The 17,117-nt window shown below is 66.1% G+C and carries 11 protein-coding genes; 6 read left to right on the top strand and 5 right to left on the bottom strand.

Translation table 11 applies throughout. The features are described 5' to 3' along the window. Positions 1-1,501: TonB-dependent receptor plug domain-containing protein (locus tag OKA11_RS19775; protein ID WP_267223528.1), on the bottom strand; the 1,501-nt coding region annotated here is incomplete at its 3' end. Positions 1,502-1,889: 388 nt separating this feature from the next. Between OKA11_RS19775 and OKA11_RS19780 the strand changes: the two genes are divergently transcribed. After that, positions 1,890-2,513, top strand: a complete 624-nt coding sequence (locus OKA11_RS19780; RefSeq protein ID WP_267223530.1) for a TetR/AcrR family transcriptional regulator — start codon at positions 1,890-1,892, stop codon at positions 2,511-2,513. A gap of 258 nt (positions 2,514-2,771) precedes the next feature. Here the strand turns inward: OKA11_RS19780 and OKA11_RS19785 are convergent, their stop codons facing one another. Further along, entirely contained in the window at positions 2,772-4,901 is a 2,130-nt protein-coding gene (locus OKA11_RS19785) for a TonB-dependent siderophore receptor (RefSeq protein WP_267223532.1), read from the bottom strand. A 247-nt stretch (positions 4,902-5,148) separates the two neighbouring features. Between OKA11_RS19785 and OKA11_RS19790 the strand changes: the two genes are divergently transcribed. Together OKA11_RS19790 and OKA11_RS19795 are read left to right on the top strand one after the other, a co-directional pair. Next, entirely contained in the window at positions 5,149-5,895 is a 747-nt protein-coding gene (locus OKA11_RS19790; RefSeq protein ID WP_267223534.1) for an SDR family oxidoreductase, read from the top strand. Further along, on the top strand, positions 5,870-8,119 hold the full coding sequence (locus OKA11_RS19795) for a spermidine synthase (RefSeq protein ID WP_379489345.1): 2,250 nt from the start codon (positions 5,870-5,872) through the stop codon (positions 8,117-8,119). The genes OKA11_RS19790 and OKA11_RS19795 overlap by 26 nt, the downstream gene beginning before the upstream one ends. A 3-nt stretch (positions 8,120-8,122) precedes the next feature. Here the strand turns inward: OKA11_RS19795 and OKA11_RS19800 are convergent, their stop codons facing one another. Both OKA11_RS19800 and OKA11_RS19805 read right to left on the bottom strand, forming a co-directional pair. Next, positions 8,123-8,857, bottom strand: coding sequence for a GntR family transcriptional regulator (locus OKA11_RS19800; protein WP_267223537.1), 735 nt, complete (start codon positions 8,855-8,857; stop codon positions 8,123-8,125). 31 nt (positions 8,858-8,888) lie between these two features. Then, entirely contained in the window at positions 8,889-9,995 is a 1,107-nt protein-coding gene (locus tag OKA11_RS19805) for an aromatic ring-hydroxylating oxygenase subunit alpha (RefSeq protein ID WP_267223539.1), read from the bottom strand. Between the two features lie 179 nt (positions 9,996-10,174). On the opposite strand from OKA11_RS19805, the gene yaaA reads away from it, so the two are divergent. Next, positions 10,175-10,927 (top strand): peroxide stress protein YaaA, encoded by a 753-nt coding sequence (gene yaaA, locus OKA11_RS19810; RefSeq protein ID WP_267223541.1) that lies wholly within the window; start codon positions 10,175-10,177, stop codon positions 10,925-10,927. A 195-nt stretch (positions 10,928-11,122) separates the two neighbouring features. Further along, positions 11,123-13,870: a DUF5695 domain-containing protein gene (locus OKA11_RS19815; protein WP_267223543.1), complete on the top strand. Its 2,748-nt coding sequence runs from the start codon at positions 11,123-11,125 to the stop codon at positions 13,868-13,870. Positions 13,871-13,924: 54 nt separating this feature from the next. On the opposite strand, the gene OKA11_RS19820 is transcribed toward OKA11_RS19815, so the two are convergent. Next, positions 13,925-16,195 (bottom strand): TonB-dependent siderophore receptor, encoded by a 2,271-nt coding sequence (locus tag OKA11_RS19820; RefSeq protein WP_267223545.1) that lies wholly within the window; start codon positions 16,193-16,195, stop codon positions 13,925-13,927. Between the two features lie 166 nt (positions 16,196-16,361). On the opposite strand from OKA11_RS19820, the gene OKA11_RS19825 reads away from it, so the two are divergent. Next, on the top strand, positions 16,362-17,078 hold the full coding sequence (locus tag OKA11_RS19825) for a response regulator (protein ID WP_267223547.1): 717 nt from the start codon (positions 16,362-16,364) through the stop codon (positions 17,076-17,078). Positions 17,079-17,117: the final 39 nt, after the last annotated feature.

Consider the following 17,117-nt stretch of genomic DNA (forward strand, 5'->3'; position numbering starts at 1 on the left):
GCAGGCCGATGCGCGGGGCGAAGAAGGTCTTGTCGTAGCGGATGCCGTCGCGAAGATCGGCGTTTTCGACGGCCCGGTCGGTGATGCGAACGTCGCGATAGATCGAGATCACCGACAGGCCGGTCGACAGCCAGCTCCCGTCGAGGAATTCCAGTTCGTTGCCCAGCGCCAGCACGGAATCGCGTGATCCGTCGTACTGGGTACGCTGGTGGAACACCCAGTCGCTGCGGTCGCCGGTATCGGCGGGGGAACTGGTCGTGTAGTAGCGCGCGTCCCCGCTTACGAGGCGGACGTCGCTGAGCACGAGGGTGGTCTTGCTGGGCCTGCCGAACAGGGTATCGCCGCTACGGGTGTAGCGCAGCGAGTTGTTGATGTCGGTATAGCGCCAGAGGCTGGGCTGGAGCGTTCCCTTGGCCACGAACAGCGGGTAGTCGTTGTAGCTGATACCGTATTCGAGTTCGGAATCGTCGTCGAAGGCGTAGGTTGCCTTGAAGCCGATCATCGTCGTGCCCTTGGCGCGGCGCTGGCCCCAGTCGTTGGGGTTCTGGGAAGGATCGTCCTTGAGCTGGGCCCTGGTCAGCGTGCCGCCGTAATGGAGCTGGCCCTGGTCGAACCGGCCGATCAGGCGCAGCGTCAGCTTGTCGGTCACCTGATAGCCGATGTTGGCCACCGCATCGTTGCGCCAGGTCTTGGTATGGTCCTGAAAGCCCTTGCGATCGGTGCGGGCAAGCGTGACGTAGTAATCGCCCTTGCCGTTATCGAACGTGCCGCCCTGGCTGAGCTGCTCCTTGAACGAGCCGAAGCTGCCGCCCTCGAAATGGGCTGTGAAGCCGGGAGCCGAGCGGCCGGTGTGCGTCACGAAATTGATCGCGCCGCCAAGGGCCGTCGCAGCGTAATCGAAGGCATTGGCACCATAGAGCACTTCGGTGCGCTGGTACCCGGTGGTGTTGAGGCGGTCTTCATGCAGACCGGCGACGCCGCTGATCGTCAGGCCGTCGACCAGATATTTGAGGCCGATGGAATTGCCGCCATAGAAGACCCCGGCGCCGGACCCGCGGATCGAAACCTTGTTGGCGGTGCTGCCGCTGGTGGCCTGGGCCAGAATGCCGGGCTGGAAGGACAGCGTATCCTCCAGATTGGCTGCGCGGCCGCGTTCGATCTCCTTCGCGTCGATCACGGCGGTGGTGCCCGGAACGGCCTGCAATGCCTCTGCGGCCTTGCGAAGGGCATTGTCCTTCGTGCCGACGACGGTGATCTGGCTCTTGCCGTCGCCGCTGGGATCTTCATTGTCGGAGGCTTCGGATGCCGCAGTGGTGGCGGTGGTTTCCGCGGCCAGTGCCGGGGCAGCGGAAAGGGCCAGTAAGGCGCTGCCGCCGAGAAACGACATGGCCGAACGGCGGCGAGAGGCGGTGATGCGGCGATCGGCACCAGGGATGTTTTCAGGCAAGGCCGACAGGCCGTGCTGATGGGAATCCAATCCCGTCGGGGGGCTGAGAAACACGAAAACCTCCAGAGAAGCAGTTGCGAGCTGACGTCGGGGTGACGCCGAGCCGGCCATGCATTCTGCGCGAGGCACCCGACCGGCAGGATGGGCGAACCTCCGCTCAGAATCGGTTCCCTTCGAAGGGTCTTCCGGAACTTGGCAATCGGTGTGCTGTACCGATCGTTCTATCTCAACCATTTCGGTGGAGATTTGCGAGAAAGTTTTCCGGTGGGTTGAATTAGATTTTATTTCATGGCGTCATGTTGATCCGCATCGGATGCCCATATAGATAGACCGATCGTTCTAATTTGAAGCCGATTGATTGGATCTGGCCAAATCGGCTAAAGTCCGCATATGCGCGGGGTTCGTGGACATGACGGGGGAACCGGTAGAGGGAATGACAAGCTTGTTGCCTACTGCCGCACCATGGGAGCGGCGCCTTGATGCGGTCAGCGTGGTGGAGCGATCGCTTTCGCCCAAGATGGCGATCCTTGATGCCGCGATCCGCCTGTTCTGCCGGGATGGAATAGGGGCAACCGGAATCGATGCGGTCGTGCGTGAGGCGGGCGTCGCGCGGATGACGATCTACAATCACTTCGGCTCGAAGGACGGGTTGGTGGTCGCCGCCCTGGAGCGGGAAAGCGCGGCATGGCGGACGTGGTTCTTTGCGCGGCTTGCCGCGCTTCAACTGCCGCCGCGTGAAAAGCTCTTGGCGGTTTTCGACATTCTGACGGAATGGTTCGAACGCGACGATTACTTCGGGTGCGCGTTGATGAATGCGGTTTTGGAGGTGCGCAACAACAGCGAAGCGCTGATGGCAGTCACCATGGCGCACAAAAAGCCAGTTTTGGAACAATTGCGCGCGATTGCCGTAGCAGCCGGGGTCCGCGATCCGTTTCGCTTTACGGAACAATTCGATCTCATCATGAACGGCGCGATCGTCAATGCGTTGTTTACTGGCAGCACGAACCCCGCCCAAGATGCCAAAAGTGTCGTTGCTGCATTAATCGATACGCAAATCCAGGCTTAGGTCGTCAACTCATAAACGGCACCATCTAGGCGCCCAAATGGCGAACAGATCGGGCCGAAGTTGCCGCCGGGCGGGCTTCTTTCAAGGCGCAGCAACGCTGCCGGCGCCGCTTGCAGGACAACCCCTCCGGGGCTGGAGGCAAAAGCCGCCCCTTCGGCGTCGGCTCGGCTTGAAGTATCGACATACTCCTGCGCCTTACCTTCTTGAATTGACGGCTTTTGCCTCCAGCCGTGGCGATGCGGAATTTGTCCACGCCGCCTAGAAGCTGACGCCCAGCGTGCCGCGAACCGTGCGCGGGGCGCCGTAGTAGGCCTGGTCCCACTGCAGGCTGGTCCAGTACTTCACGTCGGTCAGGTTATCTAGGTTGACCGCCAGCGAGACGTTGTTCGTTACCTGATAGCGGGCCATCAGGTCGACGATCGCATAACCGTCCTGCTCGATGTAGTCGTTGTGGATCTTGCTCTGGTATCGGGCCGAGGCGCCCATTCGCAGGGCGGGGAGGAACTGCGGCGTGTAGGTCGCGGACATGCGCAGGGTGTGGCGGGGGATGAAGGCGCGGGCGTTGTTGCCGTCATCGTCCTCGATGTCGGTCCAGGCATAACCGCCCGAAACCTGGAAACCGGGCAGGACTTCACCGGCCAGATCGACCTCGACGCCGTGCGATCTTGCGTTCACGCCTTGGTAGAGGGTCTGCCCGAGATCGGCGTCGAAACCGATCGATTCAGCGACATTGTCTTCGCGGGTCTTGAAGACGGCCACGGCGGCGGTGAGCTTGCCGTCATTCCACTCGCCCTTGAGGCCAGCCTCGTACGTCTCGCCTTCAAGCGGATCGATGTTCGAGCGATCGGCCGTCAGATAGACTTGCGGGCTGAAGATCGTGGCATAGCTTGCATAGGCGGTGATGTTGCCGGCGAGGTCGATGGTCAGGCCCGCGAACGGCAGGAACCTGGTCTTGTCGAAGGCATAAGGCGTATCGTAGCTGGTCCCCGTGCGCCTGGCGTTGGTCACATTGGCGCCCAGCATGACCTTGAGCGGATCGGCCAGCGACAGGCGGATGAGGCCATAGGCGCTGGTGATCTTGGTCGTGTAGTCGGCCGTGACGCTGTAATCGCCCCAGTTCGGGTAGGGGAACGAGCCTTCGAAGGCAGTATTGCCCGGAAGCGGGGTGCCGATGGCATCGGCATCGATCGATTCCTGCTCGACCAGGCGGGATTCGCCGTAGTTCACGCCCAGAACCACGTCATGTTCGCGCCCGGCGACATTGATCTTGCCGGTAATGTTGGCGTCCAGCGTCGTCTCGCGCAGCTTGTCGAGATAGGCGCCGGGGTAGGCGACCAGCTCGGTCTCGCCGTCGACCTCGCCGTAATAGACGTAGAACAGCCTGGAATCCTGATTGCGCGCGCGGCGCAGGACGGAGACCTTGCCGGTCCAGCCGCCGCCGAAATCGTGGGTGATGTCGCCGAACAGGTTGCGGTCGAGCGAGTACCACTTCGACCAGGGCTGTGCCGAATTGGTCGAGCGCGGGTAAGTGGCGGGGGTGCCGTCGGCATTGGTGAAGGGCAGGGCGCCCCAGCTCACGCCGCGCGGATCGCTTTCCTGCCAGGAATAGCCGACCGTCGCGACGGTGTCCGGGCCGAGATCGGCGGCGGCGACGCCGTACAGCGTGAGGCGCGAGGTGTGGTAGTAATCGAGGTAGGAATCGCCGTCCTGATAGGAGCCGACGAAGCGCGTGCGGATCGAGCCGTCCTCGGTGAGCGGGGCGTTGACGTCGACATCGCCGCGCACCTCGTTGTAGGAGCCGTAGCTGAGGCTGGCATAGCCGCCGAGGTCCTTGGCCGGGCGCTTGCGCACGAAGTTGATCGCCGCGGACGGATTGCCGGTCTGCGACAGCAGGCCGGTCGCGCCGCGCACGACATCGACACGCTCGAAGATCGAGGTGTCGATCTGGCCGTTCTGGAGGCCGTAGCTGAGCGGCTGGCCAATGCCGTCGAACTGGAAGTTGACGATGTCGAAGCCGCGCGCGTTGTAATAAGTGCGGTCGGTCTCGGCGCTGTCGACGTTCACGCCGGTGGCGCGGCGCAGCAGGGTGTCCACGGTGTTGAGGCCGAAGTCCTCGATCTGGGCGCGGGTGATGACCGCAACCGCCTGCGGGGTTTCCCTTAGCGAAAGGTCGAGGCGGGCGGTGCTGCCCTGCGCGCCGACGACATAGTCCTGCGGCACCGAGCCGGTGACGACGATGTCACGGTCGGACTTCTTGCCGGCCGCTTCGGCGTCATCGGCATGCGCCGGGATCGGCAGCAGGGCGCTGCATGCCATGACGGCCAGCGCGCAGCGCGATGCGCCGGTGCGGTTGAATGTGCTGTTGTGGCGCCCCTCGGTGTCGATCACCGTTCCCTCCTGTTTGTGTGACTGCGAGTCAATATCAATAAGGCGTGCTTGTCGGGCGGAAGCTGCGCCAAGTCAACATCATGGGGTGCCAACGGTACCGCGCGGCCTGTTTGTGTGGCGCCTTGGTCACTCCCTTGCAGCGCCAAGGTGCTGGCCCTCCGGCGCTGCCGCAGCTATCGGAAGGCATGAGCAGATACCCCGCGCGTTTTCAGCCTCTTGGTTCGTCCACCTTCCCCGGAGCCAGGCCGTGAGGTTTGACGGACAGACCGCGCTCGTCACCGGGGCGAGCGCCGGATTCGGGCGGGAAATCGCCGTGGCGCTGGCGGCGGAGGGCGCGACGGTGCTGGTCCACGGCCGCAGTCTGCAGCGGGCAGCGCCGGTGATCGCGGCGATCCGTGCCCAGGGCGGCCGTGCCTTCCCGGTGCTTTTCGATCTTGCCGAGGAAGCCGCGATGGACCGCGCGATTGCCGCCGCCCAGGCCGAGCACGGGCCGATCCGGATACTCGTCAACAATGCCGGACACCGCGATCGCAGGCCGCTCGCCGAGCTGGAGCGGACCGCGGTCCGGCAGATGCTGGAGGTCAACCTCGTCGCCGCCTTCGAACTCGCCCGGGTGCTGGCTCCGGCGATGGGCGAGGGCGGGCGCATCGTCAACGTGACCTCGATCGCCGGGCAGATCGCGCGTTCGGGCGATGCCGCCTACACGATGGCCAAGGGCGGGCTCGAGGCACTGACCCGGGCGCTGGCCGCCGAACTCGGGCCCCGCCGGATCACCGTGAATGCGGTGGCACCGGGCTATTTCGCAACCGAGGCCAATGCCGCGATGGTGGCCGACCCGGCGATTGCCGAGCACCTTGCCCGGCGCACCTCGCTCGGGCGCTGGGGGCGGCCCGAGGAGATCGTCGGTCCGGTGCTGTTCCTGGCCTCGGCCGAGGCATCCTATGTCACCGGGCAGGTCCTGGGCGTCGATGGCGGGTATCTTGCACACTTCTGATCTTGCGAAGGCAGGCAAAGGCGCGGCGCGGGGGCTCTACGTCGCGACGATCCTGGTCGGCAGTTTCCTGCTGTTCCTCGTCCAGCCGATGGTCGCGCGCATGGCGCTGCCGCGTCTCGGCGGAGCGCCCAACGTCTGGAACAGCGCCATGCTGGTCTATCAGGCGCTGCTGCTGGCGGGCTATGGTTATGCCCATGCGCTGGGGCGGCTGTCGCTGCGCCGGCAGGTGCTGGTCCATCTTGCGCTGCTGGTGCTGGCGGGCCTGACCCTGCCGGTCGGTCTTGTCGCGCTGCCGCCGCTGCCGGGCCTGCCCGAGGCGCTGTGGGTGCCGCTGCTGCTGGGCCTCAGCATCGGCCCGGTGTTTTTCGTGGTTTCCGCGCAGGCGCCGCTGATGCAGCGCTGGTTTGCCGCCGATCCGCAGGCGGGGGCGCCATGGGCGCTCTATGCGGCGTCCAACCTCGGCAGTTTCGCGGGCCTGCTTGCCTACCCGCTCCTGGCCGAGCCGCTGCTGTCGCTGCGCTGGCAGAGCCTCGTGTGGACCGGCGGGTTTGCGCTGCTTGTCCTCCTTGTCGCGCTGGCCGGGGCGAGCCGCTGGTCGCGGCCCGGCGCGCATAGGCCGGTGGCGGCGGCGGCGGCGGCGGCGGGGCCTGCGCCCGGCTGGCGCACCGTGGGCCTCTGGCTGCTGCTTTCGGCCGTGCCTTCCGGGCTGATGCTCTCGACCACCACGCATCTCACCACCGACATCTTCGCGATGCCGCTGCTCTGGGTGATCCCGCTGGGGCTCTATCTGCTGAGCTTCGTGGTCGCCTTTGCAGACCGGCGCGGCCCCGTTCGGGCGGTGACCCGGATCGCGCCGGTGGTGGTGCTGTTCGCGGGCAGCTATGCGATGCTGTCGAATGGATCGGGCACGCTATGGGTCGCGGGCGGGACTTGCCTTCTGCTGTTCTGCGTGGCGATCGCGCTGCATGGCCGCCTTTACGACCTGAGGCCCGGCCCGGCGCAACTGACGCGTTTCTATCTCGCGATGTCGGCGGGCGGCGCGCTGGGCGGGGTGTTCACCGCGCTCGCGGCGCCGCTGCTGTTCGACTGGGCCTGGGAGCATCCGCTGCTGGTGCTGGCGGCGGCCCTGCTGATGCCGCTGGAGCCGCTGCTGCGCTGGTCCGAGGGCGACGCGATCGACCGCGGCCCCGCGCGCATCGCCCTTGTCATGCTGCTGGCTTTCGCGGGGTTCCTCGGCTGGCAGCTCGACCAATATGCACTGCGCGCGGAGGACGGGCTGGTCGCCATGGGGCTGACGATCTTCCTCGTCGGCACCGGGGTGATGGTCATGGCATGGCGCGCGGCCTTCGCGGCGGTGCTGGTGCTGGCGATGGTGGCGCAGGGCGGCATCTGGACGATCCGCGCCACGCTGTCGGGCGAGCGGACGCGCAGCTATTTCGGCATTTACACCGTTCACGACCGCCAGGACGAACGCATGCGCACGCTGGCGCACGGCACCACGCTGCACGGCGAGCAGTCGCTCGATCCCGCCCATGCCCGCGATGCGCTGACCTATTACGGCCCCGGTTCCGGTGTCTGGCTGGCGCTGGCGGCAACGCCGGCGATCGCGGGGCCGCATGCGCGGGTGGGCGTGGTCGGCCTCGGTACCGGATCGCTCGCCTGCCGGGCGCGGCCGGGGCAGCGCTGGACGTTCTTCGAAATCGATCCGGCGATCCTGCGCTTTTCGACCTCCGGAAAGTTCACCTATCTGCGCGACTGCACGCCGCAGGCACACGTCGTGATCGGCGACGCACGGCTGGAACTGGGCAAGCTGCCGCCCGCTGCGTTCGATGTGCTGGTGATCGATGCCTTTTCCTCGGACGCCATCCCCGTCCATCTGCTGACGCGCGAGGCGCTGGCGGTCTATACCCGCGCGCTGAGCCCGCATGGCCTCCTGATGCTGCATATTTCCAACCGGTACATCGACCTCGAACCGGTGGTTGCCGCCAATGCGCGCGATGGCGGGCTGGCGGTGCTGTCGCGGCTGGACAACCCTGCCGACCGCGAACGCTACACGCCCTCGCGCTGGATCGCGCTGTCCCGCGAGGCTTCGGTGCTGGAGGCGCTGGTGCGCAGCAGTCCGGGCCATCCCTGGACACCGCTGGAGGATACCGGCGCCAAGGCATGGAGCGACGACCACGCCTCGATCCTGCCGTTCATCCGCTGGGAGAGTTTTGCCGGCTAGGGCTCATCCCTGGGGCACGAGCCGCCGGAACAGCCGCTCGCTACCCAGCGCCGCGCGGGCATGGGCACGCATCGCCCGTTCGGCGCGCTCCTCGTCGCGGCGGCGGATGGCGTCCATCACGTCAACATGGTCGCGGTGGGCGGAATGGAGATGGGCAAACTCGCTGGCCGGATCGCTTTCGAGCGCAAGCGCCGACGACGAGGCGAACGGCAGGTGATCGTTGCGGGCGATGGCCTCGGCGATCGAGGGATTGCCGCTGGCCGCCACCAGCAGGGCATGGAACGCGCGGTTGTAATCGTGGAAGGCGTCCACATCGCCTTGCGCCAGCGTGCCGCGCGCGAAGATCGCCTCGCCGCGGGCCAGACATTCGCAAAAGCGCATGTCCTCCGCGGCGGATAGGCCGCGCGCGGCGAGGCGGCGGGCGGCGAGCCCTTCCAGCACCCCGCGCACTTCGATCGCGCCTTCCACTTCGGCAGAGGTCATCGAACGCGCCGCATAGCCCCGCGCGCCGAGCTTCTCGACCAGTCCTTCCGCCTCCAGCGCGCGCAGGGCCGTGCGGACCGGCATGCGCGAGACGCCGAGTGTTTCGGCTGTGGCGATCTCGCCGATGCGCTCGCCGGGCGCGAAGCGGCCTTGCGCGATCATCCGCCGCAGCGAGATGATCACGTGCTGGCCGGGCTTCACGCGGTCAGGCCGCTTGGGGGCGGGCTTGGCTTCGGTACGGTCCGCAGTGTCCATGGCCCGCTTTCGCCGGTGAAGGGCGCTCCTGTCAAACTTCGGCCGGAGTGGCGCCCTCCGCGGCGATGGCGCGATCGATCATCATCCGCGAGCGGACGCCGCCGGCATCGATGTTGAGCTTGAGTAGGCGCCGCTCCGGCCAGCGCGAGAGGTTGGCCTGCTGGCTTTCGAGCATTTCCAGATCCTCGCCGAAGATCTTGCCCTGGCCCTCGCGGATGGTGTCGGTCAGCGCCGTGTCCGCGACCGCGAAGCGCCGGGCCATGCCCCAGAAGTAGTGATGGCTGGTCTCGGTTTCCGGGGTGATGAAATCGACGACGATGCTGGAGGCCTTGACCGCGTCCGGCGCGTCGTAGCCGCCCCGGCCTTCGAGCGCGACGCCGACCTCGATCATCACGTGGCTGGGCAGCGAGAAGCGGCAGACCTGCCAGCGGTCGACCGTCGCGTCGGCGGGAAGACCGGCGCCGCGCAGCGCCATCTGCCAGAACGGGGGGGCTTTCACGCCGTCCATGAAGCGGCTGGTGACGACCTCGCGGGCATCCGCGCGGGTGCGCACGGGCGCTTCGTCGATCTCCTTCTGGCCGATGCTGCTGGCGTGGACATAGGTCTCGTGCGTCAGGTCCATGAGGTTGTCGATCATCAACCGGTAGTCGCAGGCAATGTGGTAGTAGCCGCCGCCATAGGCCCATTCGTCGCTCTCGGCCCATGCGAGAGGGTGGAGCGCGGCCGGATCGGCGCTGTCTGCATCGCCGGGCCAGACCCAGAGGAAGCCGTAACGCTCCAGGGCGGCAAAGCGGCGGGCAGACGGGAAACCGCCGACTTTCTGTCCCGGCATTCCGGCGACTTTGCCCCGGCAGTTCACCGCCAGCCCGTGATAGCCGCAGACGAGTTCGCCATCGCGCAGGAATCCCAGCGACAGCGGCGCACCGCGGTGCGGGCAGAAATCTTCGAGCGCGGCCACTTCGCCATCGGCGCCGCGGAAAAGGACCATGCGTTCGCCGCAGATCGTGCGGCCCAGCGGGCCGCCGGCAATCTCGTCGGGCGTGCCGGCGACGTACCACGCATTGCGGGGCCATGGGGCCAGCTTGGCCGGTGCCGGCCTGTCGGCCGCCCGGGTCATGGTTTGGGTTTCACCTTCCACCGTCCACTCCTGATTCTTGTTTATTGGATCCAATAATCATCCAATTGGATCCAATGTCAACATGGGGCGGGATCAGAAGGACGCTCATCAGAAGGGGGCACCAGAAGGGGGCGGGTTTGCCGTGCGGGCATGACGCCCCGGTTTGACGGCGCCGCGCCCCCTCGCTACCGCCTCTCGCCATGATCGCCCTGCTGTCTCCCGCCAAGACGCTCGACTTCGAGCGCGTGCTGCCGCCCCTCGCCGCGACCACCCCGCATTTTGCCGAGGAAGCGCTCGGCCTTGCCCGTTCGGCGTCGAACCTGACGCAGAAGCGGCTTTCCGAACTGATGCATATCTCGCCCAAGCTGGCGAAGCTGAACGCGGACCGCTATCGCGACTTTCCCGAGCTTCCCGAACGCCAGGCGCTCTTCGCCTTCGCGGGCGACGTCTACACCGGCTTCGAGGCGCATACGCTGGACGAGGCGGGCGTGGCCTTCGCGCAGGATCACGTGCGCATGCTCTCGGGCCTCTACGGGCTGCTGCGCCCGCTCGACCTGATCCGGCCCTACCGGCTGGAAATGGGCACGCGCTGGGCCCCGCGCCACAAGAGCCTGACCGACTGGTGGGGCGCCCGCATCGCCGCATACTTGCGCGCACAAGTGGCCGAAGAGGGGTCGGGCGCAGTGCTCAACCTCGCCAGCCAGGAGTACTTCGCGGCGGTTTCCGGCAAGCTGGAAGGCCTGCGCGTGGTCGACGTCGACTTCCGCGAACCCGGCCCGAACGGTCCGCGCTTCATCAGTTTCAACGCAAAGCGCGCGCGCGGCATGATGGCGCGCTGGATGTGCGAGCATCACGTCACCGACATCGAGGCGATGCGCGGCTTCGACAGCGACGGCTATCGCTTCGACGAAGAAGCCAGTGAGCCCGACCGCTGGCGGTTCACCCGCGCGTGAGGGCGGGCAGGACCTTGGCCGCCCTCATTGGCGCCCCGGACGGGGCGTTCGAGGAGGCCGATCACGCCGGAGCTTGACACGCATGGTATACTAAATACCATTCTGTATGGATCTGCTCTGTCGTTGTCCTGAATTGAACAGCCGAGCGAACATACATGGAGCCGGCACCTGTTCAAAATCCGCCAATCGCACCGCATGGTCCCCCTCGGCACCGCCGGCAAGCTGAATCGCCGCGCCATGCTGGGCAGCAGCCTTGCCGCTCTCGCCATGGCCAGCACGCGCCCGCTCCATGCTGCCCCGCCACAGGTGCGTCAGGTGCGCGAAACGTTGTCCATCCCGGGCGGACGTTTCATCGTGGGCTGCGACAAGGGACGCATCACCAGCCTGCGCGATGCGAGCGGGCGCCTGACCGGCGATGTTCTGAAAGCGGGGGCAAGCCTGGGCAGCCCGTGCGGGGTCTGGCGCGCGCAAGGGGGCGCGTGGTCGCGCTTTGATACCGCCGGGATGCCGGGGGCGATGGCGGCGCTGCCCGGGCAAGGCGTTGAAATCCGATACCCGGTCGCCAAGGGGGTGAGCCTCTCCTGCCGGTTCCTGCTCGATGGCGAATGCCTGAAGGTCCTGGTCAGGATCGAGAACGCCACTGCCGCTCCCATCGAGTTTGGCGACGTGGCGCTGCCTTTGCCGATCAACAGGATCGACGATACCAGCAAAGACCCGGACGCCTTGCTCAAGCACAGCTTTATCTCGGGCCAGTCTTCCCATGTCTTCTGGCGGCACAAGGATGTCAGCAAGCCCTGGCTCGCCATGCTGCCCGAGAAGGGCTCGTCGCTGGAATACTGGGATGCGCCCAAGGACTCGCCCGATCTGTACCGCGTCTATTTCCATGCCGCCGCCCAGGTCGCAGCTGTCCGCAAGGCGGGCTCGCGATGGCGGCTTCCTGCCAGCAGCCTGACCGTTCCGGCGGGCGAAAGCCGCGAGATGGGCGTCCGGTTTCTCCTTGTCGATGGCCAGGATGCCATGCGGCGCGCCATCGCCGACCATGGCCTGCTCGATGTCGAGGTCGTGCCCGGCATGACCGTGCCTGTCGGCAGCGAGGTCCGCCTCTCGTTTGGCTCCCGCGTGCCGGTCGAGGCGCTGATCGCCGAACATGGGGCCGAGACGCGGATCGAGGCGGCGGGGCAGCGCGCGGATCGCCAGGTCTATGTCCTGCACTTCGAGCGACTGGGCGAAAATCACATCACCGTGCGTCAGGCGGACGGCGGGATCACCACGCTCGAATTCTTCGTCACCCAAGCCGTCGAGACGATGATCGCCAAGCGCGGGGTCTTTATCGCCGCCCACCGGCACAGCGATCCAGCGGCGTGGTACAACGGGCTCCTGGCCGAATGGAACATGGAGACGCAGACCCTCTTGGGTCCCGACAACTACGACCGCATCACGGGCTGGCGGATCTACGAAGTCACTTGCGATGATCCGGGCCTGTCGAAACCGGCCTTTCTCGCCGCCAAGAATGCCGAGTACCCGGTGCAGGCCGAGATCGATGCGCTCGATGACTATGTCGAGCATTTCGTCTGGGGCGGCCTGCAACGCTCGACAGCGGAAAGCCAGGCCTATGGCATTTACGGCATTCCGGACTGGCACCGCAACCGCACCAGCAGCGATCCGGGCCCGCGCGGGCAGATGCACATCTGGCGCGTCTATGACTACCCGCATATCGCCTTGATGTATTTCTCGCTCTACCGGATCGCCCGCGACCACCCCGACGTGCGCACGCGCCTTTCGGCGGCCACTTATCTGGAGCGCGCCTTTGGCACGGCCAGGGCGATGTTCGTCATCCCCAAGCAGGTCGCGGATTGGGATGCCAACTCGATCGGCTATTACAACGAACTGGTGATCCCCGATGTGATCGAGGCGCTGCGCCGCGAAGGGCGCACGGATGCGGCCCAGGAGCTTGCCGCCTTGTGGGAGGCCAAGGTCCACCATTTCGTGCATGCGGTGAGCGACCTCTATGTGTCGGAATATGCGTTTGATTCCACGGGCTTTGAATCCACGCAGGCGATCGCCCGCTATGCCGTGGACCGGCCGCAGCGGTTTGCGCCCGACAAGGTTCGCGCCTTCAACCGCGCCCAGATGGAGGCGAACCTGTTCTGCCGCGGGTGGTTGCAGCCTTCCTATTACTACCTCGGCTCGGATTATCGCGCCTCCGCGGGCGATGCCTATACGCTCAGCTATATGGCGCAGATGGGCGGCTGGGCGATCCTCGACCATGCGCTGCACGACGTTGACGATCCGCGCCCGTTGCTGCGTCTGGGCCATGCCGCCGCGCTCAGCAGCTGGGCCTTGCTCAACAGCGGGACGCCTGACAGCGGCTATGGTTATTGGTATCCCGGCGCGGCCAATGATGGCGGCGCGGGCGGCGGCTTTGAGCCCGCCGCCCTGGGGGAGACATGGCTGAACCAGCCCCACCGGCATGGCTCATGGTATTACGCGTGTGAGATTGATCTGGGCTTTTGCGGGGCCTTGCGCGCGGCGCGCACCACGCTGGTCGATGATGACCTTTTCGGCCGTATCGCGCTGGGCGGAGAATGGCGCGAAGAGCAGGGCCGCCTGCTGGTCAGTCCGCGCGATGGGGTGCGCCGCCGTTTCCATGCCCGCCTTGGCAAGGCCGGGCTGGACCTCGAAGTGCAGGGCGGATGCCGCTTTGCCGCCAACGCTTCGATTGCGCTGGACCCTGATCTGAGCGCATGGGAAGCGGTCATCGAACACGCGCAGGGCCCGGCGCGCCTTGTGCGGATGATCGTGTCATCCCCGGCGGGCAAGGACGCAAGGATACGACTGCACACCGCCTCCGGTGAGGCCCGCGAAGTCGCACCCGGTCATTTCGAGATCCAGATTGCCCAGGGCAGCGGCTCCACGCGGATCTTTGGCGCAGGCCGGGAGTGAAGGCCATGCCGGGGGGGGGGCGCCCCGGCATGGTGCCGTTTATGAGTTTACGACCTAGATCCGCGCGCGCAGGGTTACGCTGTAGCTACGCGGCTCGCCGTAGATCAGCCCGTCGTAGAAGCCGTACTGGCGATAGTAGGTCTTGTCGGTGAGGTTGGTGACATTGGCGGAAATCTGGATGGTGTCCGTCACCTGATAGCGCGCCATCAGGTTGACCAGGGTATAGCCTGCCACCTTGAGATTGGCGGCGTCGTACTGGCCGCCCCCCAGCGGGCGGCCGGGATTGGTCGACCATTCGGTCTTGCTCTGGCTGGAAATGCCGCCGCCGATGGTCAGGCGATCCAAGGCGCCGGGTAGCGTGTAGCTGGTCGACAGTCGCACCACATGGTGCGGATCGCGCTGGTAGCTGAGGCCCTTCACATCGAGATAGCTGTAGCCGAAGAACAGGTTCCAGCCCGGCAGCACCTCGCCCGAGGCATCGAGGTCGATGCCCTTGGAGATCACGCCGCTGACGGCGCGGTAGATCGTCTCGCCCGTGGTTTCGTGGATCAGGCCGGTGCTTTCGGCCACGTTGCTCTGCTTGTTGCGGTAGAACGCGAGCGAGGTGTTGAGCTTGCCGCCGTAGAACGCGCCCTTGATGCCCGCCTCGTAGCTGGAGCCGGTGACGGGATCGAGCAGGTTGTCGTTCTCGTCCCGCAGATTGCCCTGCGGCGTGAACATGTCGGTATAGCTGGCATAGAGCGAGATTTCGCGCGTCACGTCGTAGACGAGCCCGGCGTAGGGCGTGAACACGCCCTTTTCCCGCGTGACGGCGGCGTCGGCGGTGTAGACGTTGCGCACCGTGTAGTCGCCGCCATGGGCCTTGTAATCGCTGATGCGCCCGCCGACGATGGCGGTCAGGCCGTCCATCAGGCTGAAGCGGCCCGCCACGTAGCCACCGATGTTGCGCGTCTTGTCCACGGCGCGGGCATCGGTGCGGAAGGTCTCGAAATTGGCATAGGATCCGTCCCAGCTGCGCCAGTCGTCGATCGGCAGGCCGGCCGCGCGGTACTGACAGCCGCTATAGGGCGCGACGCCGGCGATGCTGCAATTGCCCAGGGCATTGCTGAACGTGTACTGCGTGACCCGGTCCCAATAGCCGTTGATGCCGATCATCAACTGGTGTTCGCGCCCGAACAGATGAAGCGGACCATGGGCGGAGACATCCATGTTGTCGCGTCCGCTATCCGCTTCGGAATGGAAGGCATTGAGGTAGGCGCCGGTGCCGTCCTGATTCCAGAAGCCCGCAAACCCGCCGACGGAGCGGGCCGCGTTGTTCACTTTGGCGAGGCCCATGTTGTTGTAGGCGCTGCCGTCCGTGCGCGCATAGCCCAGCCGGAGGCGCCAGCCGTTGTCCCATTCATGCTGGAGGTTCGCGAAGGCCGTGGTCGTCTTGCGGCGCGCGATGCTCCAGTCGGTGACCGGATTGGTGCTGCGCGGCAGGTGGGCGAGCGTGCCGTCGGCAAACCAGATCGCGACGTTGCTGCCCCAGGTCGCGCCCTTGTTGATGGTGCGTTCGTACTGGACCCCGCCGTTCAGCACGGTCTTCGGGCCAAGGTCGACCGCAAAGTTGGCCAGGACGCCGCGCCGGTCGATATGTTCGCGCTCGCGGAACGTGCCGGTGCTCTCGTCGGTGAAGACCAGGCGGCCGCGCACGGTGCCGTCGGCCGTGACCGGGGCATTGAGATCGGCCATCACCCGGCGCTTGTCCCAGTTGCCCAGCGTCAGCATGCCGGCCGCGCCCAGCCTGGTCGTCGGCTGCTTGCGCTGGAGGTATATCGTGGCGGAAGGATCGCCGGTGCCGCCCAGCAGGCCATTGGCACCGCGCACGATCTGCACGCTGTCATAGAGGTCCATGTTGGTGGAGGCGCCGCCGCTGGTCAGGCTGCTCTGGCCATCCACCTGCATGCCGTCGATGCGGTAGTTGGTGATCTCGAACCCGCGCGCGCGGTAGTTGGTCCGGCCCGCGTTGTCGTTGGAATAGGACGTGACGCCCGGCGTGGTGGCCAGCACATCGTCGATAGTCTCGATCTGCTGGTCGTCGAGCAACTGGCGGGTGACGACGGTGACGGTCTGCGGCGTCTCGCGCAGGGTCAGCGGCAGGCCGATGGCGATACTGGCTTCCTGGCCCGTGTAGGACGATGTCTCTTCCGTTCGCTGGCCGGTGACGATGATTGACGGGGCGTCCGCATCCTCGGCCGCGGCGGGCTGAACCCAGCACAGGGCGACGGCAAGCGCTGCCAGCGAGCCGCGCGTAGCGGTTCGCACGGAATAGGTTGGTTTCACGTTGAAAGCCCCTTATAATGCAATTCATTCGCAACAGGGGCGCCCACTATCACCGAAGGGCTTGGGGTAAATCCGTGGAATTGTGCAATTTTGTCAGGTCTTCCGGCGCTTTGTCACGCCATGTAACGGGCGTTGAAATCCATCGGTATTCAGCGGAAAATCCGTCGTGACCGATATTCTGGTCGTCGACGACGATGCCGACATCCGCGAACTGCTCTGCACCTATCTGTGCGAGGCGGGGATGGGCGCGAAAGGCGCTGCGGATGGCGAGGAAATGTGGCGGTTGCTGGAACGCTACCGGCCCGACCTGATCATTCTCGACCTCATGCTGCCGGGGGCGGACGGGCTGTCGCTCTGCCGGGCGCTGACGGCGCAGCACGACATTCCGATCATCATGCTCACCGCCCGCGGCGCGCTGATCGATCGGATTGTCGGGCTCGAACTTGGCGCGGACGATTATCTCGCCAAACCTTTCGATCCCCGCGAACTGCTGGCCCGGATCAACGTCGTGCTGCGCCGGGCAGCGCGCGCGGGGGCGCAGGCACCGGCGTCCGAGCCCGAGACGATCCGGTTTGCCGGATGGCAGCTCGATACCCGCCGCAACCTGCTTCTGCAGGATGGCGGGGCTGGGCCCGTGATGATGGGCGGGTCGGACTTCCTTGCCTTGCGCACGCTGCTGCGCCACCCTTACCGGACGCTTAGCCGGGATTTTCTGGCGCGCGAGGTCTATGGGCGGGAGCGCGATCCGACCGACCGGGCGATCGACATGTGCATCAGCCGCCTTCGCCAGATCCTGGGCGACGATGCCCGCAGCCCGTCGCTGATCCGCACCGTTCGCAATGGCGGGTATGTGTTGGCGGTGGATGTGGCGAACGGGGGCTGAGCGGCGCGCGCTGATGCCGATTTACCGCAAAGCCAATCG

Origin of the sequence: Novosphingobium clariflavum, assembly GCF_026420865.1 — a bacterium.
Taxonomy (GTDB): Bacteria; Pseudomonadota; Alphaproteobacteria; order Sphingomonadales; family Sphingomonadaceae; genus Novosphingobium; species Novosphingobium clariflavum.